Annotated in this window: 26 protein-coding genes; 19 read left to right on the top strand and 7 right to left on the bottom strand. The window is 57.3% G+C overall.

Going from position 1 to position 24,626, the window contains the following annotated elements:
* Positions 1 to 133: 133 nt before the first annotated feature.
* Positions 134 to 664 carry a retropepsin-like aspartic peptidase RloA3 gene (gene rloA3, locus DT594_RS04005; protein ID WP_425460507.1) on the bottom strand — a complete coding sequence of 177 codons (531 nt, stop codon included), beginning with the start codon at positions 662 to 664 and terminating at the stop codon, positions 134 to 136.
* Between the two features lie 269 nt (positions 665 to 933).
* Between rloA3 and gtfA the strand changes: the two genes are divergently transcribed.
* The 4 genes from gtfA (at position 934) to DT594_RS03985 (ending at position 4,859) form a co-directional block, all read left to right on the top strand.
* Entirely contained in the window at positions 934 to 2,376 is a 1,443-nt protein-coding gene (gene gtfA / locus DT594_RS04000; RefSeq protein ID WP_149331467.1) for a sucrose phosphorylase, read from the top strand.
* A gap of 24 nt (positions 2,377 to 2,400) precedes the next feature.
* Positions 2,401 to 3,366: a cation diffusion facilitator family transporter gene (locus tag DT594_RS03995; RefSeq protein ID WP_178091404.1), complete on the top strand. Its 966-nt coding sequence runs from the start codon at positions 2,401 to 2,403 to the stop codon at positions 3,364 to 3,366.
* 199 nt (positions 3,367 to 3,565) lie between these two features.
* Positions 3,566 to 4,366, top strand: a complete 801-nt coding sequence (locus tag DT594_RS03990; RefSeq protein ID WP_149331466.1) for a helix-turn-helix transcriptional regulator — start codon at positions 3,566 to 3,568, stop codon at positions 4,364 to 4,366.
* Positions 4,367 to 4,403: 37 nt separating this feature from the next.
* On the top strand, positions 4,404 to 4,859 hold the full coding sequence (locus DT594_RS03985) for a carboxymuconolactone decarboxylase family protein (protein ID WP_149331465.1): 456 nt from the start codon (positions 4,404 to 4,406) through the stop codon (positions 4,857 to 4,859).
* 46 nt (positions 4,860 to 4,905) lie between these two features.
* Here DT594_RS03985 and DT594_RS03980 read toward each other — a convergent pair whose 3' ends face one another.
* Positions 4,906 to 5,385, bottom strand: coding sequence for a nuclear transport factor 2 family protein (locus tag DT594_RS03980; protein WP_149331464.1), 480 nt, complete (start codon positions 5,383 to 5,385; stop codon positions 4,906 to 4,908).
* 35 nt (positions 5,386 to 5,420) lie between these two features.
* On the bottom strand, positions 5,421 to 6,158 hold the full coding sequence (locus DT594_RS03975) for an SDR family oxidoreductase (RefSeq protein ID WP_149331463.1): 738 nt from the start codon (positions 6,156 to 6,158) through the stop codon (positions 5,421 to 5,423).
* 208 nt (positions 6,159 to 6,366) lie between these two features.
* Between DT594_RS03975 and DT594_RS03970 the strand changes: the two genes are divergently transcribed.
* Positions 6,367 to 7,263: an AraC family transcriptional regulator gene (locus DT594_RS03970; RefSeq protein ID WP_149331462.1), complete on the top strand. Its 897-nt coding sequence runs from the start codon at positions 6,367 to 6,369 to the stop codon at positions 7,261 to 7,263.
* Positions 7,264 to 7,296: 33 nt separating this feature from the next.
* Here DT594_RS03970 and ppk2 read toward each other — a convergent pair whose 3' ends face one another.
* Together ppk2 and DT594_RS03960 are read right to left on the bottom strand one after the other, a co-directional pair.
* Positions 7,297 to 8,226, bottom strand: a complete 930-nt coding sequence (ppk2, locus tag DT594_RS03965; RefSeq protein WP_149331461.1) for a polyphosphate kinase 2 — start codon at positions 8,224 to 8,226, stop codon at positions 7,297 to 7,299.
* Between the two features lie 57 nt (positions 8,227 to 8,283).
* A complete protein-coding gene (locus DT594_RS03960) occupies positions 8,284 to 9,177 on the bottom strand; it encodes an AraC family transcriptional regulator (RefSeq protein ID WP_149331460.1) in 894 nt (297 codons plus the stop codon).
* A gap of 133 nt (positions 9,178 to 9,310) precedes the next feature.
* Between DT594_RS03960 and DT594_RS03955 the strand changes: the two genes are divergently transcribed.
* Positions 9,311 to 9,727, top strand: coding sequence for a putative quinol monooxygenase (locus DT594_RS03955; RefSeq protein WP_218574469.1), 417 nt, complete (start codon positions 9,311 to 9,313; stop codon positions 9,725 to 9,727).
* 2 nt (positions 9,728 to 9,729) lie between these two features.
* Here the strand turns inward: DT594_RS03955 and bfr are convergent, their stop codons facing one another.
* Complete coding sequence (gene bfr / locus DT594_RS03950; RefSeq protein WP_149331459.1) at positions 9,730 to 10,194, bottom strand: bacterioferritin; 465 nt, start codon at positions 10,192 to 10,194, stop codon at positions 9,730 to 9,732.
* 285 nt (positions 10,195 to 10,479) lie between these two features.
* Between bfr and DT594_RS03945 the strand changes: the two genes are divergently transcribed.
* Positions 10,480 to 10,860: a VOC family protein gene (locus DT594_RS03945; protein ID WP_149331458.1), complete on the top strand. Its 381-nt coding sequence runs from the start codon at positions 10,480 to 10,482 to the stop codon at positions 10,858 to 10,860.
* 62 nt (positions 10,861 to 10,922) lie between these two features.
* Here the strand turns inward: DT594_RS03945 and DT594_RS03940 are convergent, their stop codons facing one another.
* A complete protein-coding gene (locus tag DT594_RS03940) occupies positions 10,923 to 12,419 on the bottom strand; it encodes an ice-binding family protein (protein ID WP_149331457.1) in 1,497 nt (498 codons plus the stop codon).
* 354 nt (positions 12,420 to 12,773) lie between these two features.
* Here DT594_RS03940 and metG point away from each other — a divergent pair, with 354 nt between their 5' ends.
* The 12 genes from metG to DT594_RS03880 all read left to right on the top strand — a co-directional run bounded on the left by metG (position 12,774) and on the right by DT594_RS03880 (position 24,593).
* On the top strand, positions 12,774 to 14,837 hold the full coding sequence (gene metG / locus DT594_RS03935) for a methionine--tRNA ligase (RefSeq protein ID WP_149331456.1): 2,064 nt from the start codon (positions 12,774 to 12,776) through the stop codon (positions 14,835 to 14,837).
* A gap of 192 nt (positions 14,838 to 15,029) precedes the next feature.
* On the top strand, positions 15,030 to 15,614 hold the full coding sequence (gene rsxA, locus DT594_RS03930; protein ID WP_096345752.1) for an electron transport complex subunit RsxA: 585 nt from the start codon (positions 15,030 to 15,032) through the stop codon (positions 15,612 to 15,614).
* Position 15,615: 1 nt separating this feature from the next.
* Positions 15,616 to 16,197 (top strand): electron transport complex subunit RsxB, encoded by a 582-nt coding sequence (gene rsxB, locus DT594_RS03925; protein WP_096345751.1) that lies wholly within the window; start codon positions 15,616 to 15,618, stop codon positions 16,195 to 16,197.
* The gene (gene rsxC, locus DT594_RS03920; protein WP_149331455.1) at positions 16,197 to 18,383 is read left to right on the top strand and encodes an electron transport complex subunit RsxC; all 2,187 of its coding nucleotides are present in this window, start codon (positions 16,197 to 16,199) and stop codon (positions 18,381 to 18,383) included. The genes rsxB and rsxC overlap by 1 nt, the downstream gene beginning before the upstream one ends.
* Entirely contained in the window at positions 18,383 to 19,450 is a 1,068-nt protein-coding gene (rsxD, locus tag DT594_RS03915) for an electron transport complex subunit RsxD (RefSeq protein WP_149331454.1), read from the top strand. Before rsxC ends, rsxD begins: the two co-directional genes overlap by 1 nt.
* Positions 19,451 to 19,452: 2 nt before the next feature.
* The gene (rsxG, locus tag DT594_RS03910; protein ID WP_149331453.1) at positions 19,453 to 20,106 is read left to right on the top strand and encodes an electron transport complex subunit RsxG; all 654 of its coding nucleotides are present in this window, start codon (positions 19,453 to 19,455) and stop codon (positions 20,104 to 20,106) included.
* A complete protein-coding gene (locus DT594_RS03905; RefSeq protein ID WP_149331452.1) occupies positions 20,099 to 20,815 on the top strand; it encodes an electron transport complex subunit E in 717 nt (238 codons plus the stop codon). The genes rsxG and DT594_RS03905 overlap by 8 nt, the downstream gene beginning before the upstream one ends.
* 252 nt (positions 20,816 to 21,067) lie before the next feature.
* Positions 21,068 to 21,703 carry an endonuclease III gene (gene nth / locus DT594_RS03900; RefSeq protein ID WP_149331451.1) on the top strand — a complete coding sequence of 212 codons (636 nt, stop codon included), beginning with the start codon at positions 21,068 to 21,070 and terminating at the stop codon, positions 21,701 to 21,703.
* A gap of 108 nt (positions 21,704 to 21,811) precedes the next feature.
* Entirely contained in the window at positions 21,812 to 21,994 is a 183-nt protein-coding gene (locus tag DT594_RS03895; RefSeq protein WP_096345744.1) for a PA3496 family putative envelope integrity protein, read from the top strand.
* 160 nt (positions 21,995 to 22,154) lie between these two features.
* Positions 22,155 to 22,364, top strand: a complete 210-nt coding sequence (locus tag DT594_RS03890; protein ID WP_149331450.1) for a DUF2061 domain-containing protein — start codon at positions 22,155 to 22,157, stop codon at positions 22,362 to 22,364.
* Positions 22,365 to 22,500: 136 nt separating this feature from the next.
* Complete coding sequence (locus tag DT594_RS03885) at positions 22,501 to 23,793, top strand: serine/threonine protein kinase (RefSeq protein ID WP_149331449.1); 1,293 nt, start codon at positions 22,501 to 22,503, stop codon at positions 23,791 to 23,793.
* Entirely contained in the window at positions 23,793 to 24,593 is an 801-nt protein-coding gene (locus DT594_RS03880) for an MlaA family lipoprotein (RefSeq protein WP_149331448.1), read from the top strand. Before DT594_RS03885 ends, DT594_RS03880 begins: the two co-directional genes overlap by 1 nt.
* Positions 24,594 to 24,626 lie beyond the last annotated feature (33 nt).

Here is a 24,626-nt window from a genome sequence, read left to right as displayed (position 1 = left end):
TGTTATAACAATAGAACAAAAGAATGAGGTAATTTTGTCCCTGGCACCGCAAGTGAGGGCCTGCGGCATTCGCATTGCTGCCAATTGGTAAGGGGGGGGCTATGAGAGTAAGGCGCCCTGGGGCGCCTTCAGATCAGGTGTTGCTGCAATCTGGGTCGGTGGTAAAAGTCTTGCTGGAATCTACTACCGCACCGATGCTTTCCAGCGTGCGACGGCCGATAAGAACAGGATAGTTCATCCGATCACGGTCGTTCAGCGAGAACTGCTCGTCATAGACCTTGTCACCAATACAAATTTTCATCATCACGACTGGGCGTCGCTCGGCCCCGCCAGCACCACGCACCTTGATGTAGCGCTGCACTTCGCGCTCAAAGGTCGATTCGACCTTCTCGTCACTATCGACGTCTTCCAGTTCTACGCTGAAACGAACCCAGTCATCCCCATCCTTTTCAAATTCATCGATGTCCTCAGCGTGCATGGATGAGGTCAATGCCCCCGTATCCAGCTTGAATTTCACTGCGACTCTTTCGGGTAATACCAGCCCTTTTTCAATCCACCCCAGCGGATCTGACTCAGCGAGGGCCAGAGGAGCCGCCACACAGAAACTCAGGAGCGTGGCCGCCATTAGCCGTCGTGGAAATAGATGTCGCGAACAAATTGTCATGCTAGGACGCCTGCTTGATAGGCACTCAGTGCCAGAAAAGTTGTGTACGATGGATTGGGAGCGGTTGGATAAGTTCATACCGTCCGACCAGTAACGTGCGCCACCGAGCGCCTGCTGGTGCTTTGGGGTGATGCGTTGCTAGGCCATGGCAGATTCTTCGTGCGGTGATCAGCACGAAAAGTGCATGGGGATCTGTAATGTGATAACTGTCGAAACCTGTTGCACAGCATAAATCTCGAACCGATTCCCGCGAGCACCTGGAGGCCACATTGATCCTACGCAACGCAGTCCAGCTCATCTGTTACCCCAACCGCATCGGTAACAACCTCACCGACCTGCACACGGCGATCAACCGTCACCTGTCCGATGCCATCGGCGGCATACACATTCTGCCGTTCTTCCCCTCCAACGCTGACGGCGGTTTTTCACCGCTGACGCACAAGGAAGTCGATCCGGCATTTGGCACCTGGGAGGACATCGAGCGGCTGGCAGCCGAATACGACATTTGTTCGGATCTGACGGTGAATCACATCTCCGATGAATCCGAGCAGTTCAAGGATTTTCTCCAGAACGGCTTTGATTCGCCTTATGCCGAGCTATTTGTACACGTCAACCGATTTGGCGAGATCACGCCGGATGACCTGGCCAAGATCCATATTCGCAAGGAGAAAGAACCCTTCCGCGAGGTGACCTTCGCCGACGGCACGACCGACCGCGTCTGGTGCACCTTTACCGAGCGGCAGATTGATCTGAACTACGAGGCAGACATCACCTACCGGCTGATGGAGGAATACATCCAGTTTCTTACCAGCAAAGGCATCAAGCTGCTACGTCTGGATGCCTTCGGCTATACCACCAAACGCATCGGCACCAGCTGCTTCCTGGTCGAACCGGATGTGTATCGCATTCTCGAATGGGTCAATGAAACAGCGGCCCGGCATGGCGCCGAGTGTCTGCCGGAAGTGCACGACCATACCAGCTTCCAGTACGCGATCAGCCGCCGCAATATGCATCCTTATGCGTTCGCCCTACCGCCATTGCTGCTGTATACGCTCCTCGACAACAACAGTGTGTACCTGAAGAACTGGCTGCGCATGTGCCCGCGCAACAGCATCACGGTGCTGGATACCCACGACGGCATTTGCATCCCCGATGTCGAAGGCGTACTGCCCGAGAACAAGATTCGCGAACTGATCGACAACATCAACGCCCGCAGTGCCGACCCGATCCTGCGCCGCTCCGCCGCCCGAGTGAACAGTGTGGGCGCTATCTACCAGCTCACCTGCACCTTCTACGATGCACTGATGAACAACGACGACAGCTACATCGCTGCCCGCGCGATTCAGTTCTTCACCCCCGGCATACCCCAGGTGTATTACGTCGGGCTGCTGGCCGGTTGTAACGATGAAGAATTGATGAACGCGACTGGCGAGCTGCGTGATATCAACCGGCATTTCTACAGCCTGGAGGAAATGGACGAGGCCATCGAGCAGCCTGTAGTGCAGCGCCTGCTGAAGCTGATGCGCTTTCGCTCCAATTACCCGGCCTTTGATGGCCGCTTCGAGCTCAACTATTCAAACGATTCCAGCGTAGCGATGGCCTGGCGTCACGGCGAGTATTATTGCCACCTGTTGGTCGATCTCAACTTCAAGACCGCCCGTATCACCTATCGAGACGAAGATGATTTCAGCGAAAAACTCTTCACTTGCTAAGCACGCTTACCCAGGGAGCAACAGGTGAGTAGCCATAGCACGGACGCAGCGCACGGCGCCCATGATCACCACCATGGGCATGGGCATGGGCATGGGCACCATCATGGCCACTCCCATGCGCCGGAGGTGAACACCTCGAACGAGCGTAGGCTGCTGGTGGTATTTGCCTTAACGTTCGGTTACGCCTTGATCCAGGCCTTGGGTGGCTGGTTGTCCGGGTCACTGGCGTTAATTGCCGACTCCGGCCACATGATTTCCGATGCCGCCGCCCTGCTGCTCGCGTTGATCGCCTACCGGATTGCCCGCAAGCCGGCTGATGCCACGCGTACTTACGGCTTTCATCGCATACGCGTGCTTGCCGCGCTGGCCAACGGCGCCAGTCTGCTGATTCTGGTCGCCTGGATTGGTTGGGAGGCCATAAGCCGAATCAACTCACCGGTCGAAGTCCTGGCCGGACCCATGCTGGTGGTCGCGGTGATCGGTCTGCTGGTGAATATTATTGGCGCCTGGACGCTCTGGTCAGGCAATCGGGATGATGGCAACCTGCGCGGCGCTCTGCTGCACGTGATCGGCGATCTGCTCGGCTCGGTGGCTGCCATCGCTGCAGCCATCGGCATCATGCTCACGGGCTGGACGATTCTCGACCCGCTGCTGTCGATACTGGTCGCGCTGCTGGTGGTCAAATCTGCCTGGGGGTTGGTTACGGACTCCATCCGCGTGCTGCTTCAGGCCGCACCCCGGGGGCTGGACGCCGCAGCGGCAGAGCGCGAAATCGCGCAATTGCCTGGCGTGCTCGAGGCCGGCCATTTCCACGCCTGGACGCTGATGGATCAAACCTGCGTCGCCACCGTACATGTTACCCCTCAGCCTGGCACCGATGCCTTGGCACTGCCGCCGCTGGTCGCCCAATGGCTGAAGGACCAGTACGCCATCGAGCATGTCACTGTCCAGGTAGATCCGCCGGGGGGATTGATCCAGGCTTCGCACTAGCACAGGCTCTAACGCATTAAGCGTCGACTATCTGCCCTTCTCAGTGCCTTTCTACATGGAGGGCAGTTATCGCGCCGCGGTGGATCTGCAACCGTAAGCTATCCTGAGGCTTGATCCAGAACTATCATCAACCTCGTATTGCCCCAGCCTCGCGCGGAGCAATGCGCTTAGCGCCACGAAAGCAGCCTGGTATTTGCTCATGTATCCACGCCCTTTGACGCCCGACTCACCCCGCCCAGCGGTTGCGCTGGTGCACTACGCGCCAGCCATGGCGCTGCTGCCGTGGATTCAAAGTTACTGGGTGCTTGAGCAGACATTTTCTGCACTGCCCACCCCGCAAAAGTTGCACCCTGATGGTGGGGTCAGTCTGATACTTGATCTTGCCAGCGCCGCGCCGCAGGCCACTCTAATGGCGTCCTCCAGGCTGGTTTACCAATCATTCAGTGGGCCAGTCAGCCGCCTGGGCATTCGGTTCCAGCCTGGGGGGCTGGTCGCGCTGTTCGGTCTGGATATACAAGAGCTCATGGATACGCCAATTCCGGTGGCGGATCTGTCGCTACCGGGGTGGGACAGATTGTTCGCCTGCATAACTGACGCCCCCTGGCCCCTGGTCCGACATCTACCGCTACTGGATAACTGGCTGCTGCTCCAGGCCAGAGCCCAACAAGCGGCTCCTGGCACCTTGCAGCGCTTACTGCCGTGGTTACTGACCGGCCGGTTGGATATCAGCACCCAGGGCTTGAGCCGCAGAACCCTTGAACGGCTGCTGCGCGATCAGGTCGGGCTTGCCCCGGCGCAGCTGAACCGCCTTGGCCAAATAAAACGGGCTCGTAATCTACTCATTGGCGGCGTCCAACCAGTGTCGAGTATCGCTCTGGACTGCGGCTTTCATGACCAGGCGCATTTCACCCATCACTTTCGCCGGCATACCGATGAAACGCCAGGCGCCTACCGGAAACGCAAATTGACGCAAATATACAATCGCCCACCAGACTCATAACGCATGCTCTCCTCAACGACTCAAGAGGAGCAATACCATGCAAGAACGTCTGAGCTACCCTAAATTTCACCGCCTGCAACCTGCGACTGCCGAAGGCTTGGGCCTCATCCACGAAGCGGTGGCGACTTCACTGGATCCGCAATTGGTCCACCTGATTCACTATCGGGTGTCGCAGATCAACGGCTGCGCTTTCTGCCAACATATGCACGCCGCAGAGGGGCGGCAGGATGGCGAACAGCAGGAGCGCCTGGATATGCTAGCGGGCTGGCATGACGCGCCCGGCTTCAGCACCCGCGAACGCTTGGCATTGGCCTGGGCTGAAGCCCTGACCCATATTGCCGATGCGCCGGTGGACGACGAACTCTACGGCTCGGTAAAGGCGGAATTTGGCGACAAAGGCATGATCGACCTGACCGCTGAAGTGCTGATCATCAACAGCTGGAACCGCATAGCCATTTCCAACCGTTTCATGCCAAAGCTGGCAGCCCAATAAACCGAAATGGATCCCCGCTTTCACGGGGATCCATTTTCAGCGCTAATTACTCCATCAACTCAACCAGTGCCCAGGTATCAAGGAACGCCATCACCCGAGTAATAGCGCCGTCTTCCATCACCAGATGCCAGGCATAGCTGTTGTTATAGGGCGCGCCGTTCCGTGCAGTGGCGGTACCATCCCAGAGCACCACTACGTTGTTACCTTGGGCGATGATGTGCTTGACCTCTGGCGTGATCGCCGTCGCCAGCTGCGCGTGAATCGGCTCAACAGCCTCCTCTACCAATGCTTGCCTGGTCGGATAGACGGCCGATACCGGACTGACGCCCGCCACCGTCCACTCGGCATCCTCAGCCAGCAGGTCAAATACACTGCCTCGGCCATTCTCCCAATCGTCGAACGCCTGACGAATCAGTGCGCTATTGGTCTCTTCCACAGATTGGGCATTGGCTTGGCTGCTGATGACCAGCAGAAGCAGCAGAGCCAGCACGCCAGGAATGTTGCTACTGCGATGCTTGATAATCATGGGACGATCCTTCTGTAGTCTGTTCTATAGTCGGCTTAATGTGCGCTAGCCGTGGGCCGAACGATAATCTCGCTGGTATCGACATCATCAGGCTGCTCAACCGCGAAACAGATCGCCCGGGCGATGGCGGAGGCGCTGATAGCCACCTTGCGAAACTCCTTCATTTCTTCCCGGCCTTGCTCGTCCGAGATACTCTCGGCCAGCTCCGACTCGGTAACGCCGGGGCTAATCGTAGTAACGCGAATCTCGGGGCTTTCCTGGCGCAGCCCGTCGGAAATCGCCCACACCGCATACTTGGTCGCGCAGTAAACCGCAGCTGTAGGAGACACCGCATGCGCGCCGATGGATGCCACGTTGATCACCTGACCCCTGCCCTGCTTCTGCATCACGGGCAACACCGCCGCGATCCCGTGCAGCACGCCACGAATGTTCACATCGATCATGCGATCCCACTCGTCCACCTTGAGCGCAGCCAGGGGCGAGAGCGGCATGACGCCAGCGTTGTTGATGATCACGTCAATCTGGCCGAAATCGTTGAGCGCCGCGTCGACGAACTCCTGCACTTCTTCGCGCTGCGTCACGTCTAACTGGCGTGCCATGGCGATTTCACCGGCGTTACGGATCTCAGCTACCAGGCGCTCCAACCGATCTGTGCGGCGAGCCCCCAGCACCACCTTGGCACCCTTCTGCGCAAGCAGCCGTGCGGCGGCTTCACCAATACCGCTACTGGCGCCGGTAATCAGAATGACCTTGCCTTGAATATTGCTGTTCATCGTCATGACTCCTGCTGATACCTGAATGAAAAATGATTACCGCTTCATCCTAGGTAGCCACGACGCGAACGCTAAGGCCCGTTCATCTCGAAACCTTGCCTATTCGTATCAGGGGCCTGTCAAGCAGCGGAAAATATGCTGATATATAAGCTGGTTCTCCAGTCGGTACTCAGCAAAAATGGCCAGCACATCAGATCAGCAGGCACGCATGATCGAGCTGATAAAGCGCTTGGCGCCAACCGAGGGTTACACCCAGTCAGCGCTGGATAGCGTCACTTTCATGCGCTCGAATCGTTCTATCCCGCGTACGCAGGCACTCTATGAACCCAGCATCGTTTTCGTGCTGCAGGGCAAAAAACGCGGCTATTACGGTGGCGAGATGATTGTCTATGACGCCGGGCATTACCTGGCCCTCTCGGTGCCGCTACCGTTCAGCACGCAAACTGAAGCCAGCGAAGCAGAACCCATGCTCGGGCTGGCACTGCGCATAGATGCGGCAGTGACCGCAGAGTTGGCGATGGGCGTGGACGAGACGGCGCCACCAGATACGAAAAAGCCGGCGACCCTCTACGCGACGCCCATCGACACCAAGCTGGAAGATGCGATCCTCAGGTTATTGGAGGCGCTGAGCTCGCCGGTGGAAAGCAAGCTGCTCGCCCCCTCGATCTTTCGCGAAATCACTTTCCGGGTACTCACCAGCGAACAGGGTGGCGGGCTGCGCGCCGCATTACTACAAGACGGCCATTTCGGCCGCATCGCCAAGGTGCTCAGACATATTCACGGCAAGTTCGACAGCAACCTGGATGTAAGCACGCTAGCGAAGGAGGCTTATATGAGCGTCCCTTCTTTTCACAACCATTTCAAAGCCGTAACCCAGACCTCACCCATTCAGTACATCAAGGCCATACGCTTGCACCAGGCACGGCTGATGATGATCCGCAACGGCATCAGCGCGTCCAGTGCGTCACAACGAGTGGGGTATGAGAGTCCATCGCAGTTCAGCCGCGAGTTCAAGCGGCTGTTTGGTCGCAGCCCGCTGGAAGAGGCGCGTTATTTCCAGGAGGTTCTTACACTGTCAGCACCGGTAGCGACTCCGGCGCTATAGCTGAGGGCACCAAGCCTGCACCCGCGGAACAGACTAATAAATCTCAGGTACGAACATCTCTTTGGACACCGGCCGGCGAACATAGTCTTCATGATGTTCACGCGGGGGTAATTGGATAGACGGACGCTTTACTTCGGTATAGGGAATTTGCGTGAGCAAGTGATGAATACAATTCAGCCGCGCCTTTTTCTTGTCGACCGCTTCCACAACCCACCAGGGTGCCTCACTGATATGCGTGCGCTCCAGCATCACTTCCTTCGCTTTGGTGTACTGTTCCCAGCGCCGGCGCGACTCAAGATCCATGGGGCTCAATTTCCACTGCTTCAGCGGATCGTGGATACGACCCATAAAACGCAGATACTGCTCGTCATCAGAAATAGAGAACCAGTATTTGATTACCTGAATACCCGAGCGTACGAGCATGCGCTCAAAATCCGGCACTGTGCGAAAGAACTCCTCGTATTCATGCTCATCGCAAAACCCCATTACTCGCTCAACTCCAGCGCGGTTGTACCAGCTGCGATCAAATAGCACCATTTCACCGGCCGCGGGCAGGTGCGATACATAACGCTGGAAGTACCACTGGGTACGCTCGCGCTCATTGGGTGCGGGGAGCGCCGCGACACGGCAAATACGCGGATTGAGGCGTTGGGTGATCCGTTTGATTACCCCACCCTTGCCAGCGGCATCACGGCCTTCAAATAGAATCACCACCTTGTGGCCCGTGTGGGCAACCCAGTCCTGGAGTTTTACCAATTCGATCTGCAGGCGGAATAGCTCTCTGAAATATTGCCGCCGACCCTCCTTACGCGTGAGCGCCTCCTGGGGTGACTCCGTTGCGCTGGCCATGCCCGGTACCAGGTCGTAAAACTGATCCTCAAGCTCCAGCTCGAACTCTTCGTCATGACTATCGAGCAGATCATCATTGATTCGCTGCATGATTTGAAGATGGTTAAGATTCATGGAATTCTCGATGAGGGATTTCTGAACCTCTCATGCTAGAACCCCTGAGTGACAGAATTATTTCACTCCGTCCCCTGCGTTGGCAGCGTGGTTTCTTGCGGCCGCGCGGTCCTTGCTCGGTGCCAGGCCAAACATCCGTGAATAGTCCCGCGCGAAGTGAGAAGCGCCTTCATAGCCCACATCGAATGCGGCACGGCTGGATGACTTGCCTTCCATGATCAACCGTCGAGCCTCAATCAATCGCAACTGCTTCTGAAACTGCAAAGGCGTAAGCGAAGTCACAGCCCGGAAATGCTGGTGAAACGAGGAACGACTCATACCCGCCAAGCTGGCCAGACGCTCGACCGGCAAGCTTTCGGCGAACTCGGTTCGCAGTACTGCCACGGCGCGGGCGATGCGGTGCACATGACTGTCTGTAAGCCCCAGGCGCCGTATCTCCCCGCCGTGCCTCCCACTCAGCAACCAGAAATGGATTTCACGAAGCAGTTGTTTTTGTAACAACGGCAATGCCGCCGGCCGGTCAAGCAATCGCATCAGCCGCAAAACGGCATCAGCTACTTCCGCATCTGTTGAAATATCCCGATGTGCGAGACCAGGTTCTTGATTCTGCATCTCAAGCACCAGGTCGGCAATGATGGAAAGATCCAGATCAAGCGCGACGGACAGGTAAGGAGTGCGCGCACTCGCCTGGATAATCTGGCTAACCATAGGCTGGTTGGCTGTCACTACCATAGAGTCGCCAGCAGCAAAAATTAACTGCTTGTTGCCGATGGACACCCGCTTGCGGCCCTGCAGCACCAGGCACAAAAGCGGCCTGGGCAAGGTGTGTTCCAGCGCGGTGGGTGTGGCAGAACGAATGGCGATAGGCCCGCAAGCCATGGCGGCGACACCATCAGGCGCCACGCTTGGCTTTGTATGGCGGTAAACAATATCAAGCAGTGTTTCGGTCATACCTCTACATTGCCACAATGACCGGGTGACGTGAGCTTATTCTGGATGAATAGGCTCATAATGGCGATAAAGCAGCGCCGGGTTTGGTGCAGCGGGTCCTATATTGAAGCCTCATCTAGACAGGAGGCGACAAATGACTGATAGCAAAACCTTACCAGGCCCGGTTCCCTTTCCAGCTCCAGCCGATGCAGTACTGTCGCATCGCGGCGTTCAGGTGAGTGGCGAACAAGGTGGAGAAGGCCGCAAGGCCTTCTATATCCATATCGAAGCCATTCCCGGCAAAGAGCAGCAGGTAGTGCAGATGTTAAGCGATATTCTTGCGTGCGTTGAACAGGAACCTGCGACCGGCCCCTGGTATGGGGTACGTTATTCGCAGACCACCTTCGGCGTGTTCGAAGCTTTTCCTAACCTGGCCGGTAGACAAGCGCACGTGGAAGGTGGCGGTGGCAAAATCTTCAGGGATGTAGAACGGATGAACGCGATACTCGCCTACCCTGCCCATGTTTATCGTGTTGATGTGCTCATGAGCAAGGAAGTGTTCGCGCGCTGAGATCAGATCTGCGATTGCAGATAGTTCTCCATGCCCAGCAGCTTGATCAGGCGCAGTTGCTGTTCCAGCCAATAAGCATGATCTTCCTCGGTATCCTTGAGTTGAATCTCAAGCATCTCGCGGGTCTGGTAGTCGCGGTGTTTTTCGCACAGGGTAATGGCATTGGCCAGGTTCTCGCGCACCTCATATTCCAGCTTGAGGTCAGCGGCGAGCATGTCAGGCACGGTATAGCCGGGGTGGATCTCGGAGGGGCGCATGTCCGGCATGCCCTCCAGAAACAGGATGCGCTTGAGGATCGCATCGGCGTGCTGGGTTTCCTCTTCCATCTCATGGTTTATGCGCTCGTACAACTTGGCGTAACCCATATCTTCGTACAACCGGGAGTGCAGAAAATACTGATCGCGAGCACCGAGCTCGCCGCGCAGCAATGCGATGAGACAGTTAATGACGTCCTGTTGGCCTTTCATGGTACTGCTCCCCTGCTACGGCTGTAATGAGTGAATTGTGCCGAACAGCGGCGTCAATTACCACCCTTTCCTTTGAACAAAAAATCAATACGAACAAAGGTTTATGTGGATTTTTATCGTAGCCGCAAGCGCAACTATTGGCATTCTCATCCCGTCATGCAGTCAACGTTCTGAAAAACAACCAGGAACCGGCTTGTTACGATAAGCCTGTTGACTGGCCAGGCGTTTCACTGAAGTCTAGAGGGGTTAAACCGCACAATAAACCTAACAATCAAAGGAAACATCATGTTCAGTCACGTCATGCTCGGCGCCAATGATATCCAGGCCTCCAAGGTGTTCTACGACGCCATCCTCGGCGTCGTAGGCTGCAAACCCGGCGTTATCGACGATAAGGGTCGCTGCTTCTATTTCACCAAGACCGGCACATTCGCACTCAGCAAACCGATTAACGGCGAGCCCGCTTCCTGCGGCAACGGCAGCACCATCGGCTTCGCCATGGAAACCTCCGAACAGGCCGACGCCTGGCACGCGGCCGGCATCGCCAATGGCGGCACTACCTGTGAAGATCCGCCGGGCGTGCGCGAAGGCGGCGGCATGAAACTCTACCTCGCCTACCTGCGCGACCCATCCGGCAACAAGATCTGTGCCTTGCACCGCATGGGCTGATGCCCGATCAATGCCCAAAAAAAAGGACCCCGAGGGGTCCTTTTTCAGTAGTACCGCTAATCTCAGGGTTGAGTGGCGGTTACCGCGTCCAGCGTCACCAGGGTTTGGGCAAGCGCACGGCCGTTAAAGGTAGCGCCGGTTTCCATCACGATCTGCGTCTTGCTCAGCAAGATGCCGTTCAACGTTGCGCCAGTGCGCAGCGTCGCCTGGCCAGCTACCTGCCAGAAGATATTCTCTATCTTGGCACCGCCGGACAATTGCACCGCTACGCCCGTTTCCAGCAACAGGTCCTGGTCAATCTGCAGAATCCAAACGTCGTTCGGACCACCATCAAAGGTGAAGTCAGATGAAGCGCTGACACCCGTGCCCCATTTGTACAAGCCTGGGGTCAACGTCAAACCACTGATATCACCAGCACCTAGCTCAGTAGCTGAAGGATTGCTGCGACCGGCGGCATCATTGAATGCCAGCTCCATGTCGCTGATGGCGGTAGTCAGGTAAGTCGGCGTTGGCGTGGCCATATTGGCCGCGTAGATCTTGCCGGTAACCAGATCCGAAGTGGAAAAGGTATCGGTCGAATCCCGTACCTGACCAAAGCCGGTAATGGCGGCCTCGCTAATCGGGCTAACGCCCATATCACCGGTAATCGCAGTGGCACCAGTGGTAGTAATACCTGCCTTGGACAGGATCACAAAGTTACCCGCGGTACCCAGCAGAACCGGATCCGGACCAGCGGCAGGCAGTATGCTGTTTTCGGTCGTGAATGATACTGTCTGATCGGTGGGCAGCGCATTGGCCGGGTTAGCCAAGTCAGTAATTGCCGTGGTCAGGGTCGCGGTGTACACCGTACCTGGCAGCAAATCTACCGCAGGATTGAACACAGCCGTGGTGCCTATATAGGTCACCGTGCCAAGTACAGGCGTACCGGCAGTTTCCAGCGTAAAGCTGTCTGCAGTCACTGTGGTCGGATCAATACTTTCGGAGAAAGTCGCGGTGACGTTACGGCTGATCGCCACATCAACAGCGCCGTCCAGCAGGCTGAACGCTGCGGTAGGCGCAACGTTATCTGTCGTGCTGCCGGTGGTGAACTGCCAGCTCAGATCGTCTTCCAGGGCAACACCCAGCGCATCTTCCACATCAGTGGTCAGGGTTGCGGTGTACAGAGTGTCATCAGTCAGACCGCTGTCGGGAGTGAAGATCGCGGTGCGGGTGTCCGCGTCATAAGTGACTACGCCCACAATCGCCGGGCCGGAGTCGCCCTGCAGCAGGAAGCTAGTGCCATTGATGGTGTCGGCATCCATATCCTGATTAAAGGTCACGGCCAACTTCTTGTTGGTATCAACAGTGACGCTCTCGCTGATGGGACGCACTGCCTGAACCAGATCAGACTCGGTGATCGGCACCAGAGGCGCGGCAACCGGAGGATTGGTTCCGCCACCTGTGTTGTCATCACTTGAACTGCCACCGCCGCTGCCGCCGAAGCAACCAGCCAGCGACAAGCCGGACAAAACGATAGCGCTTACTGCCAGCAACCTGGCAATAGGAAGAGATTTTTTCATGGAAATTACCTATGGTCGAACACTGACCGCGTAACACTGAAGGCGATCGCATTCGGTAAAATGGAAACTCAAATCTGAAACGGACGCTCAAAACCCCTGATCGGTTGTTAGTAGAGTTCAGGGTGATGAGATGGCGTCGGGATGGGAGTCTGGCGCAAAATATTCACTAGCCAGTCAGTTATACGCGGTATTTAAGTGGTTGGTTGGTTTATTTACAGTACTCCAAGGAACAGCACGTGGTCTTTCACTGCGCCAAGACCTGCGCTGGCCTCGCACGCTGCCTAATGACCCCTGCCCCTCAAACAGGTATCATTCCCCCCTTTTCCACCCGTCACCAACAGAAGCCGAATGTCCATGTCCAGCCATAGCAAACCCCGTCAAATTCTGGTTACCAGCGCCCTGCCCTATGCCAATGGATCCATCCATTTGGGGCATATGCTTGAGTACATTCAGACCGACATGTGGGTGCGCTTTCAGAAGCTGCGCGGCAATCAGTGCATCTACGTATGTGCAGACGACGCCCACGGTTCGGCAATCATGCTGCGCGCGGAGAAGGAAGGCATTACCTCCGAGCAATTGATAGATAACGTCAAGGCCGAGCACACGGCGGATTTTGCCGATTTTCTGGTCAACTTCGACAATTACCACTCCACCCATTCGGAAGAGAACCGTGAGCTGTCGGCGCTGATCTATGAGCGTTTGAAGGATGCCGGGCATATCAGTACGCGGTCGGTGACGCAGTATTTTGATCCTGAGAAGGAAATGTTCCTGGCTGACCGCTTTATCAAAGGCACCTGCCCGAAGTGTGCCTCGGAAGACCAGTACGGCGATAATTGCGAAAAGTGCGGCGCGACCTACGAGCCGACCGAGCTGAAAGATCCACGCTCGGCGATCTCCGGTGCGACACCGATATTGAAGGATTCCAAACACTTCTTCTTCCGCCTGCAAGACTTCAGCGACATGCTGAAGGAATGGACCCGCAGCGGTGCGTTGCAGGATGCAGTGGCGAACAAGATTGCCGAGTGGCTGGATTCCGGCCTGCAGGAATGGGACATCAGCCGTGATGCGCCCTACTTTGGCTTCGAGATTCCTGGCGAGCCAGGTAAATACTTCTACGTCTGGCTGGATGCGCCGGTTGGCTACATGGCCAGCTTCAAGAACCTGTGTGAGCGCCGACCGGAGCTGAGCTTTGATGCCTTCTGGAACACTGATTCCGAAGCCGAGCTCTATCACTTTATCGGCAAGGACATCGTCAACTTCCACGCCCTGTTCTGGCCGGCGATGCTTGAGGGTGCGAACTTCCGCAAGCCGACCGGCATCAATGTGCATGGTTACCTGACGGTGAATGGGCAGAAGATGTCCAAATCGCGCGGCACCTTTATCAAGGCGCGCACCTACCTGGATCATCTGTCACCGGAATATCTGCGTTACTACTACGCGGCCAAGCTGAGCCGCGGCGTTGAAGATCTGGACCTGAGCCTGGACGACTTTGTACAGAAGGTGAATTCCGATCTGGTTGGCAAGGTAGTGAATATCGCCAGCCGCTGCGCGGGCTTTATTCACAAGGGTAACGGCGGCGTGATGGTGGCAGCTAATCCTGCGCCCGAGCTGACCGATGCGTTTGTCGCCGCCGCGCCGAGCATTGCCGACGCTTATGAAAAGCGCGACTTTTCCCGCGCCATGCGTGAAATCATGGGCCTGGCGGACAAGGCCAATGCCTATATCGCCGACAAGGCACCCTGGGCGCTTAACAAGGTGGAAGGCAAGCAGGCCGAAGTGCAGGAAATCTGCGCGCTGGGTATCAACCTGTTCCGCCAACTGGTGATCTTCCTCAAACCGGTACTGCCGAAACTGGCCGCCGATGCGGAAGCCTTTCTGAACGTGCCGGAATTGACTTGGGATAGCCACACGAAGTTGCTGGCTGATCATCAGTTGAATGCCTTTACCCCGCTACTCACGCGTATCGAGCCCGCGAAGATTCAGGCCATGGTCGACGCATCCAAGGAAGATCTGGAAGCCGCTGCCACAGAGACTACGCCCGCTGCCGCTACTAATGGCAATGGCGAACTGGCTAAGGATCCGATAGCACCCGAGATCGATTTCAACACCTTTGCCGCGGTGGATCTGCGCGTGGCTCTGATCGAGAAAGCCGAGTTTGTCGAAGGTGCGGATAAGCTACTGCGTCTGACACTGGATATTGGCGATGCCAAACGCAATGTGTTCTCCGGGATCAAGAGCGCTTATCCTGATCCAAGTAAATTGGAAGGCAAGCTAACGCTCTATGTGGCTAACCTGGCGGCGCGAAAGATGAAATTTGGCCTGTCTGAAGGTATGGTGCTGGCCGCTGGCCCCGGTGGCGACGAGATTTACCTGCTGAGCCCGGATGCCGGTGCTAAGCCGGGGCAACGGGTTAAATAATAGAACGGCAGACTGCGCGGAATTCAAAGCGGTGTTGACGACCGCTTGTTTCGGACCGTCGATGCCCTGGACGGACATCGCCGAGCTTACAGGGATGTATTTACAGCGTGTCCGGAACAGGCGGTCGGCAACGACGCAAACACAACAAGCCGAGCACTGACAAGCCAAGCGATCTCAATACGGTTAAGTAAGATGACGGAATTTGCCCTGATCCTGGTCAGTACCATACTGGTCAACAATTTTGTGCTGGTGCAGTTTCTCGGGTTATGTCCCTTTATGGGCGTGTCCGGCAAGCTGGAAACCGCTATTGGTATGTCGGCGGCCACCACCTTCGTGCTGACGCTGGCGTCGATCCTCAGCTACCTGACCTTCCAGTACATTCTGGTGCCCTTCGATCTGGAATTTCTGCGTACCATTTCCTTTATTCTGGTGATTGCGGTGGTTGTGCAGTTCACCGAAATGGTTGTGCACAAGACCAGCCCATTGCTGTATCGCGTACTGGGCATCTTTCTGCCACTCATTACCACCAACTGCGCAGTACTGGGTGTGGCGCTGCTGAACACCAACCGCGCCGAGCAGACCTTTATGAAGTCCGCCGTGTATGGGCTTGGCGCGGCGCTGGGTTTTTCGCTGATTCTGATTCTGTTTGCCGGCCTGCGTGAGCGCATCGCCATTGCCGATGTGCCCAAGCCCTTCCAGGGCGCCGCCATCGGCATGATCACTGCCGGGCTGATGTCCCTGGCGTTTATGGGCTTTACCGGGTTGATCAGGCTTTAACATGTCCATCGTCCTCACTGCCATCCTCGTCCTGCTGGGCCTGGCGCTGATCTTCGGCGCCATCCTCGGCTATGCCGCCATTCGCTTCAAGGTCGAAGGCGATCCTATCGTCGACCAGATCAATGCCCTGTTGCCGCAAACCCAGTGTGGCCAGTGCGGCCATCCTGGTTGCAAGCCCTACGCCGAAGGCATCGCCAATGGCGAACCGATCAACAAGTGCCCGCCCGGCGGCGAGGCCACGATTCACGCGCTGGCCGACCTGCTGGATGTGGAAGCGCCGCCGCTGGACGCCGAACACGGTGAAGAAAAGCCGAAGATGGTCGCCTACATTCGCGAGGCCGAGTGCATTGGCTGTACCAAGTGCATTCAAGCCTGCCCGGTGGATGCGATTCTTGGCGCGGCCAAGCAGATGCATACCGTAATCGTCGATGAATGTACTGGCTGCGATCTGTGCGTTGAGCCCTGCCCGGTTGACTGCATTGATATGTTGCCGCTGCCAACCACCGCGCAAAACTGGAAGTGGGACTTCCCGCTGCCACCCGCCCGGCTGATTGCCACTGACGCCCAACACGGAGCTGCCTGATGCTGGCCAAGGTGAGAATCTGGGACATTCCCGGTGGTATCCACCCCGAAGAACACAAGCATGAGTCTACCCAGCATGGACTCGAGCCTATGCCCCTACCGAAACAGCTGATACTTCCACTGCTGCAGCATATAGGCGCCCGCGCCGAGCCGGTGGTGAACATTGGCGACCGCGTACTCAAGGGTCAGCTGCTCGCCGAAGCCAGCGGCCTGGTGAGTTGCCCACTGCATGCGCCGACGTCCGGCACTGTGACGGCGATTGGGCCTGCGCCCTACCCGCATGCGTCCGGCCTGGAAGAGTGGGCAATCACGCTGGATACCGACGGCCTGGATGAATGGACCGAGCTGCAGCCAGCGACTGATTACTCAGCGCTGGAAGCCACTACCCTGCTGGACATGATCCGGAATGCCGGCGTTAGCGGACTGGGCGGTGCCGGTTTTCCGACGGCGGCCAAGCTCAAGGCCCGGCCGGAGCAAAAGCTGCATACGCTGATCATCAACGGCACCGAGTGCGAGCCCTATATCACCGCCGACGATACCGCGATGCGCTACAAGGCAGCCGAGATCGTCGCCGGTATTGAAATCCTGATGCATATCCTGCACCCCGAACAGGTGCTGATCGGCATCGAGGACAACAAGCCCGAAGCCATTGCGGCGATGCGCGCGGCGGTCGGCGACAAGCCGATGCAAGTGATCGAGTTCCCGACGAAATACCCTTCCGGCGGCGAGAAGCAGCTGATCCAGATCCTGACCGGCATGGAAGTCCCCAGTGGCGGACTGCCGGCGGATATCGGCATGGTCTGCCAGAACATTGGGACCTTGATCGCGATTCACGACGCCGTGCTGCTGGGTCAGCCCTTGATCAAACGCATCACCACCTTGACCGGTGCAGCACTGCAGCATCCGACCAATGTGGAAGCGCTGATCGGTACGCCGATTCGCGACATGCTGAATTTCGCCGGGTTACAGCCCGAGCAGCTGTACCGCCTGGTCATGGGCGGGCCGATGATGGGCTTTACCCTGCAAAGCCTGGATGCGCCCATTGTCAAAACCAGCAACTGCTTGCTCGCAGGCACCCAGGCAGAGCTGCCGCCGCCGCCACCTGCGCAAGCCTGCATTCGCTGCGGCCTGTGCTCCGAAGCTTGCCCCGCCGAGCTGCTGCCGCAGCAGCTTCACTGGTTTGCTCTGGGCAAGGACTATGAACAGCTCAAGCGCCAGCACCTGTTCGACTGCATCGAATGCGGCGCCTGCTCCTACGTATGCCCCAGCAGCATTCCGCTGGTGCAGTACTACCGCGCGGCCAAGGCGGATATCCGTGCGCAGGATCTGCAGCAGCACAAGGCTGACCATTCCAAGCAACGCTTCGAGCAACGTCAGGAGCGCCTGCAGCGCGAAGCCGAGCAGAAGGAAGCCGACCGTCAGGCCCGCGCGGAAAAAGCCGTACGTCTGAAAGCTGCCAAGGAAGCCGAAGCCGCCAAAGCACCGGAAGACGCTCCGGCTACAGGCAATGCCGAACCAGACGTAGCGCGCATGGAGGCGAAAAAGCCCAGCGGCCTGACGCCGGAACAGAAACAGCTGAAGATCGCCGCCGCTACAGCGCAAATGGCGCTGAAAAAAGCCCAGAAGCAACTCGCCGCCAATCCGGACAATACTGACCTGCAGGCACAGATTCCCGAACTGGAGCAGGCCTGCGAACAGACCCAGCGCGCCTATGACCAGGGCATGGGCGAGGCCGCAGTAGAGTCTGCACCTGCGCCCGCCTCCGCCGCAACGGACGACACCAAGCGCTTGAAAATCGAAGCAGCTATGCTCAAAGCCAGCCTGCGCAAGGCGGAAAAAACCGCGGGTGACACGCCGACTGACGAACAGCAGGCCGAGATCGCCAAATTGCGCGAAGAGTTGGCTGCCGCCGAAGCGCGTTTGCCCAACGACGCCAAGCCGACCGCGAGTGCCGGGAGCAATCAAGCTGAACCGGAGACCAAAGCGAAAAAGCCGGTCGACCCCGTCACCCAACAACTGAAGACCGATATGGCAATGGCCAAGGCTGCATTCAAGAAAGCCGAACGCGCGGTGCAGGCCGACCCAGACAGTGCTGAGGCGCAGGTGGCGCTGTCCGACGCCAAGCAGGCCCTGGATATTGCTGCCAAAGCCTTTGCCGAGCACATGACCAGCAAGGAGCGAGCGTAGTGGCCCTGCCCCGCATTACCTCACCCCACGCCCGGGGCAATAACCGTACCCAGACCATCATGCTCTGGGTGTTGGCCGCGACCCTGCCCGGCATCATCGCCATGACCTGGTTTTTCGGTTGGGGCACGCTGATCAATATTGTCCTGGCCAGCGTCGTGGCCCTGGGTACCGAGGCACTGATTCTGCTGCTGCGCAAGCGTCCGCTGAGCTTCTTTCTCAGCGATGGCAGCGCTCTGGTCACCGCCTGGCTATTGGCGCTGGCCCTGCCATCCCTGGCGCCCTGGTGGCTGGTGCTGATCGCCAGCAGTTTCGCCATTGTGTTCGGTAAGCAGTTATACGGCGGTCTGGGCCAGAACCCGTTCAATCCGGCGATGCTCGGTTATGCCGTGGTGTTGATCTCTTTCCCGGTGGAAATGACCAGTTGGCCGGCGCCGCGCGGCATTGAACAGTTGATGCCCGATATGCAGGCCACTCTGGGGCTGATGGAAGCGCTGCAACGTGTATTCCTGCCCGCCACCCAGGCAATGGATGGCTGGGCCATGGCGACGCCGCTGGATGTGGTCAAGAACAATACCAGCCTGAGCATGGCCGAACTGGCCACCGCACAACCTATCTTCGGCAACTTTGCCGGTTATGGCTGGGAGTGGGTCAGCCTGGCGTATCTGGCCGGTGGCGCCCTGCTGCTCTATAAGCGCATTTTTACCTGGCACGCACCCGCCGGCATGTTGATTGGGCTGGGGCTGATGAGCCTGCTGTTTTGGGGCGGTTCCGGGTCGAATTCCAATGGCTCCCCGCTGTTCCACCTGCTCAGCGGCGCGACCATGCTCGGCGCGTTCTTTATTGTGACTGATCCGGTTTCCGGTGCGACCAGTAAACTGGGCCGGCTGGTCTTCGGGCTCGGCGTCGGGGTGCTGGTGTACTGTATTCGCGCCTGGGGTGGTTACCCCGATGCGGTGGCTTTCGCCGTGCTGCTGATGAATCTGGCCGCACCAACCATTGATTACTACACCACTCCGCGCACCTACGGCCATCGCAAGGCCGAGCGCGGCATGGGCAAGGTGGACTGAGCATGCAGAACCCTCTTACCGCTGGCAGCTCTATCGTCCGTAACAGCATCATTCTTGGCGTGTTTGCGATGGTCACCGTGGGGCTGATTGCGCTGACCCAACAGGGTACCGCTTCGCGAATTGCCGAAGAGCAGCGGCGCATGCAGATGAGCGCGCTCAATGAAATCCTTCCCCACGATCAGCACGACAACGACCTGCTCGAAGATGCCTTCGCCATCAACAATCGGGAGCTGCTGAACCTCCCTGGCGATGCCATGGCCTATCGGGGCAAACTGGACGGTGAAGTTGTCGCGGTGATTCTGCCAACCATAGCTCCGGACGGCTACAGCGGCCGCATCGACCTGCTGGTAGGCGTGCGCGCCAACGGCGAGATTGCCGGGGTACGTATTACCAATCACCGTGAAACACCCGGCCTGGGCGACAAGGTGCAACTGAACAAGAGCACCTGGGTACTGGATTTCAACGGCACCAGCCTGAGCATGCCCGCCCCCGAGAATTGGGGCGTGCGCAAGGATGGGGGCGATTTTGACCAGTTTACCGGCGCTACCATCACCCCGCGTGCCGTGGTGCAAGCGGTGTATCGCGCGTTGCAGTACTTTGAAGCCAACCGTGATCAGTTGCTGGAACTTAACAACAAGGAGCCTGCCCGTGGCTAGTACCCGTTTCGTCGACATCACCAAGGAAGGCCTCTGGCACAACAACCCTGGCCTGGTGCAGTTGCTAGGCTTGTGTCCGCTGCTGGGCGTCAGCAGCACCGCCGTTAACGCGCTGGGCCTGGGAATTGCGACCATTCTGGTGCTGGTCGGCTCCAACTTTGCCGTCTCCTTGATTCGCAGCGCCGTCACCGATGCAGTGCGCCTGCCAGCGTTCGTGATGATCATCGCCGCGCTGACCACCTGTATTGAGCTGCTGATGCAGGCATTTACCTTTGAGCTCTATCAGATCCTGGGCATTTTTATCCCGCTGATCGTGACCAACTGCGCGATCCTCGGCCGCGCCGACGCCTATGCTTCGAAGAACCCGATTCTGCCTTCGGTGATCGACGGTTTCATGATGGGGCTGGGGTTTGCATTGGTGCTGCTGGTGCTGGGCATGCTGCGGGAGCTGGTGGGGTATGGGACCTTGTTTGCAGGAATGGATCTGCTGTTAGGGCCGATGGCCGCTGACTGGCGCATTGTCGTATTCCCCAACTACAAGGACGTGCTCTTCGTCATCTTGCCCCCCGGTGCGTTTTTGTTTATGGGCTTGCTGATTGCGGTGAAGAATGTGATTGATGGGGTGGTAAAGGACCGCGCTGCGGCGCGTGCGGCCAAACCTGCGGTGGGTGGCAAGCGAGTACGGGTGACTGGAGCGGTGGGACCCTGACTAGGAAGGCGTGAGTGGTCTTGATATTCCGCTTGGATTCCCGCCTGCGCGGGAATGGCCGGAACGACGGGGAGTTCGCCCGCCCCACCCCGTCATTCCCGCGAAGGCGGGAATCCATTCTGAATGTCAGATGAATGCAGGAAGGCGTTAGGCTCGCCCCCTCCCCACTGAATCACCCCATGAGTTTCCCGCTTGTTGCCTGCCCCGGTACAGACAAACAACCATCAACCAGACGCAAGAAAACCACTGCCCATGAACAAACAAAAACGCGAAGAAATCTTTCGTCGTCTGCGTGAAGACAACCCCACTCCGACTACCGAACTGGCCTACAGCAATCCTTTTGAGCTACTGATTGCAGTGATCCTCTCAGCGCAGGCAACGGATGTGGGCGTAAACAAGGCCACCGCCAAACTCTACCCGGTGGCCAATACGCCAGAGACCATCTATGCCCTGGGGGTCGAGGGGCTGAGCGAATACATCAAGACCATCGGCCTGTACAACAGCAAGGCGCGCAACGTGATCGAGACCTGCCGCATGCTGGTCGAGCTGCATAACAGCCAGGTACCAGACAACCGCGAAGCGCTGGAGGCACTGCCTGGGGTCGGCCGCAAGACGGCCAACGTGGTACTCAATACCGCCTTCGGGCACGCCGCCATGGCGGTGGATACGCATATCTTTCGTGTCAGTAACCGCACCGGCATCGCGCCGGGTAAAAATGTGCTGGAGGTCGAGCGTCAGTTAATGCGTCACGTTCCCAAGGAATATCTGGTCGATGCTCACCATTGGCTGATCCTGCACGGCCGCTATGTATGCAAGGCACGCACCCCGCAATGCGGTAGTTGCCGCATCGAAGACTTGTGCGATTACAAGTTCAAAACCAGCAACTGAAAACCTATTGGTAAAACTCGCCCGGTTTGATTGAAAAAATCTATTTCCGCTAAATTCGATTGCCCGTTATAAGGTGCGCAAATGGCATCTTCATAGTGGAGTTGAGTCATGGCCAAAGCAAAAGCGGAAATAGAACTGGACGACGATGACTTTGTTGAAGAAGACGATGCGCCCGATACGGACTCAGCGGCCAATTCCAAAGCCAATCTGACCAAACGCAGATTGATTGATAACTATCTGGAAGAACGACGTCTGCAGAAACAGCTGCTGGATTTCGACTTCGACGTGTAAAGGTTATGGCCGCTCCTGACGGGGCGGCTGGCTTGCGACCCGCAGGCAATCATTGAGCAAAACAATCGAAGCTATTATTCAAATCTGTTTTATCTATTAACACCAATCTCCTACACTCGAGTCATCGGGAATGATTCCCATTTATGATTTGAGGTGCACCATGGTCAAGACCACTACTTTCGCAATCATGCACTTCACCGTGGCCTTTGTTGTGGTGTATGCAATGACCGGCAGCCTGATGATTGGCGGTGCCGTCGCATTGGTCGAACCCGCCATCAACACGGTGGCTTTCCACTTCCATGAAAAGGTCTGGAAGCGGATCGAACAAAAGCGTAGCGGCCGCTTGCCCCCTCCAGTGTTCAATGCGTAGGCCAATGCGTAACGTGCTGCTCCAGAAGGGGTCTTTAATTCCGCTATAAGTTGCTCTGACAGCACCTATTCAACGGTGCTGTGGAACTTTATTCGTGTTATTCGGGTATAGTCAGTGGAGTCCACTGGAAAACCACATGCCCCTATATATTTATGCCTTGATTCTCAGCCTGTTCGCCGCGTCGGCTCAGGCTCAACAGATTGATAACTTCAGTTATCCCGACATTAACGCTTTCATGTCCACTATCGGTGGTACCCCAGAGCCATTGCGTGCTCCGGTCTCCGATGACGTGGATGTGCGCCAGACAGATCTGTCCGTGCGCGTGCTGCCTGATCGAAAGCTGCCGCCAGCGCTGTCACGCTATCGCGACATGCACTATCGGCTGGCCTATCAGACCGGACCCGCGCCGTTGATCTTCCTCATCGCCGGTACCGGTTCGGGCTTCGACAGCCCGCGTCTGGATTACCTCAAAGCCCTGTTCTGGGATGCTGGCATGCATGTGATCATGCTGTCATCGCCGACCAACCACGACTTTATCGCCTCAGCCTCCAGCACCGGTTTGCCGGGCCTGGGCCGCGAAGATGCCCGCGATCTGCATACGGCCATGTCCTTGGCGGTTGAACACGCTCGCGATGAAAAGGGTATCGAAATTACTGAATACCGCATGGCCGGATTCAGCCTAGGTGCCTTGAACGCCGCCTTCGTCAGCCACCTCGATGAAACGCTCGGTCAATTCAACTTTACCAAGGTATTGATGCTCAACCCGCCGGTGGATCTGTATTCCTCCATCCAGCGTCTGGATGCGCTGTCAGACACCAAGGTGGAAGGTATCAGCAATACCGAAAGCTTCTATGAACATATTTTCGACAAGCTCTCTCGTCACTTTGCCCGCAGCGGCGACACTGACGTGGAAGCGGGTCTGTTCACTAGCATCCAGACCTCTGAAGAAGCCTTGACCGATGCCGAGATGGCGTTGCTGATTGGCGCGGTGTTCCGCTTTGCCGCTGCCGACTTGAACTTCATGACCGACGTGATCAATGGGACTGGCCGTTATGCACCTCCTGGCGCGACCATCAAGGTCAGTACCTCGCTGACGCCGTACCTGCGCCGTGCCTTGTTCTGTGACTTCAACTGCTATGTGCAGAGCCAGCTGTGGCCGTCCTGGAACAGCCGCAACATCGAAAAGACCATTAATGACATGGCCTATGAAACCAGCCTGCGCAGTATTGAAGGGCACCTGGTTGATAACCCGAATATCGCAGCCATTACCAATGCCGATGACTTTATTCTCGATGCCGGCGACTATGCGTACCTCACACAGTTGCTGGGCGAGCGTGCTTATGTGTATCCGCGCGGGGGCCATGGTGGAAATCTGCAACACGTCAACGTGACCGCACGGATGCTGAGTTTTCTTGAGGGAACAGAATAATGCGTAGAACTACCCTGACCCTGTGCCTGGCGCTGTGTGCCACGCCACTGTTTGCCCAGGAAACGCCCGAAAGCACCCGTGAAGCTGTTTCCACCGCGCGCATGGCGCCGGAGTACAGAGACCCCTTTGCCGAGCTGGAGATCGACCCCTACGCCAGCCAGTACCAGTTTGAGCGCTCCAGCCTGCGCGCGCTGAATGTGCAGGATCCGATCGAAGGTTTCAACCGGCGCATCTATCGTTTCAATGGCCAGTTTGACGAGCTTGTGTATTTGCCGGTGATCCGCACTTACGAATGGGCCACCCCCAAATTTGTTCGCACGGGCGTCTCTAACGTGTTCTCCAACCTTGCGGACATACCCAACCTGGGTAACAGCATCCTGCAGGGCAAGGCGCAGAAAAGCATGCGTACCACTGCACGCCTGTTGTTCAACACTACCTTGGGTGTAGTTGGCTTGTTCGATGTGGCCAAGGCCATGGGCCTGCCGCAGGAATCGGAAGACTTTGGCCAGACGCTGGGCTTTTATGGCGTACCGCCAGGACCCTATCTGGTCGTACCCTTTCTGGGCCCATCATCCCTGCGCGACACCGGTGGTCGAGTGGTGGATTGGACCCTGGAGGACGCCGCAGCCTACTTGAACAACCGCGAGATCATGAATGAGAATCCGTGGAGCTATGGACTGTATGCTATTGATATAAGGTATAAAAATGGCTTCCGCTATGGTGCTCTGGATAGCCCGTTTGAATATGACCAGGTACGTTACCTGTATACCAAGCTGCGCGAGTTTCAGATAAGCCAGTAGCCCGACGCCGCTGCCCTACACCGGCAGCGGCAA

It is taken from the genome of Halopseudomonas laoshanensis, from assembly GCF_008365385.1.
Lineage (GTDB): Bacteria > Pseudomonadota > Gammaproteobacteria > Pseudomonadales > Pseudomonadaceae > Halopseudomonas > Halopseudomonas laoshanensis.
This window is presented reverse-complemented; position numbering and strand designations above follow the sequence as displayed.

Excerpts from the sequence above, each read along its gene's own strand:
- rloA3 (WP_425460507.1), bottom strand. The coding sequence starts at position 664 with ATGACAATTTGTTCGCGACATCTATTTCCACGACGGCTAATGGCGGCC.
- DT594_RS03990 (WP_149331466.1), top strand. The coding sequence starts at position 3,566 with ATGTATCCACGCCCTTTGACGCCCGACTCACCCCGCCCAGCGGTTGCG.
- DT594_RS03985 (WP_149331465.1), top strand. The coding sequence starts at position 4,404 with ATGCAAGAACGTCTGAGCTACCCTAAATTTCACCGCCTGCAACCTGCG.
- DT594_RS03980 (WP_149331464.1), bottom strand. The coding sequence starts at position 5,385 with ATGATTATCAAGCATCGCAGTAGCAACATTCCTGGCGTGCTGGCTCTG.
- DT594_RS03975 (WP_149331463.1), bottom strand. The coding sequence starts at position 6,158 with ATGAACAGCAATATTCAAGGCAAGGTCATTCTGATTACCGGCGCCAGT.
- DT594_RS03970 (WP_149331462.1), top strand. The coding sequence starts at position 6,367 with ATGATCGAGCTGATAAAGCGCTTGGCGCCAACCGAGGGTTACACCCAG.
- ppk2 (WP_149331461.1), bottom strand. The coding sequence starts at position 8,226 with ATGAATCTTAACCATCTTCAAATCATGCAGCGAATCAATGATGATCTG.
- DT594_RS03960 (WP_149331460.1), bottom strand. The coding sequence starts at position 9,177 with ATGACCGAAACACTGCTTGATATTGTTTACCGCCATACAAAGCCAAGC.
- DT594_RS03955 (WP_218574469.1), top strand. The coding sequence starts at position 9,311 with ATGACTGATAGCAAAACCTTACCAGGCCCGGTTCCCTTTCCAGCTCCA.
- bfr (WP_149331459.1), bottom strand. The coding sequence starts at position 10,194 with ATGAAAGGCCAACAGGACGTCATTAACTGTCTCATCGCATTGCTGCGC.
- DT594_RS03945 (WP_149331458.1), top strand. The coding sequence starts at position 10,480 with ATGTTCAGTCACGTCATGCTCGGCGCCAATGATATCCAGGCCTCCAAG.
- DT594_RS03940 (WP_149331457.1), bottom strand. The coding sequence starts at position 12,419 with ATGAAAAAATCTCTTCCTATTGCCAGGTTGCTGGCAGTAAGCGCTATC.
- metG (WP_149331456.1), top strand. The coding sequence starts at position 12,774 with ATGTCCAGCCATAGCAAACCCCGTCAAATTCTGGTTACCAGCGCCCTG.
- rsxA (WP_096345752.1), top strand. The coding sequence starts at position 15,030 with ATGACGGAATTTGCCCTGATCCTGGTCAGTACCATACTGGTCAACAAT.
- rsxB (WP_096345751.1), top strand. The coding sequence starts at position 15,616 with ATGTCCATCGTCCTCACTGCCATCCTCGTCCTGCTGGGCCTGGCGCTG.
- rsxC (WP_149331455.1), top strand. The coding sequence starts at position 16,197 with ATGCTGGCCAAGGTGAGAATCTGGGACATTCCCGGTGGTATCCACCCC.
- rsxG (WP_149331453.1), top strand. The coding sequence starts at position 19,453 with ATGCAGAACCCTCTTACCGCTGGCAGCTCTATCGTCCGTAACAGCATC.
- nth (WP_149331451.1), top strand. The coding sequence starts at position 21,068 with ATGAACAAACAAAAACGCGAAGAAATCTTTCGTCGTCTGCGTGAAGAC.
- DT594_RS03895 (WP_096345744.1), top strand. The coding sequence starts at position 21,812 with ATGGCCAAAGCAAAAGCGGAAATAGAACTGGACGACGATGACTTTGTT.
- DT594_RS03890 (WP_149331450.1), top strand. The coding sequence starts at position 22,155 with ATGGTCAAGACCACTACTTTCGCAATCATGCACTTCACCGTGGCCTTT.
- DT594_RS03885 (WP_149331449.1), top strand. The coding sequence starts at position 22,501 with ATGCCCCTATATATTTATGCCTTGATTCTCAGCCTGTTCGCCGCGTCG.
- DT594_RS03880 (WP_149331448.1), top strand. The coding sequence starts at position 23,793 with ATGCGTAGAACTACCCTGACCCTGTGCCTGGCGCTGTGTGCCACGCCA.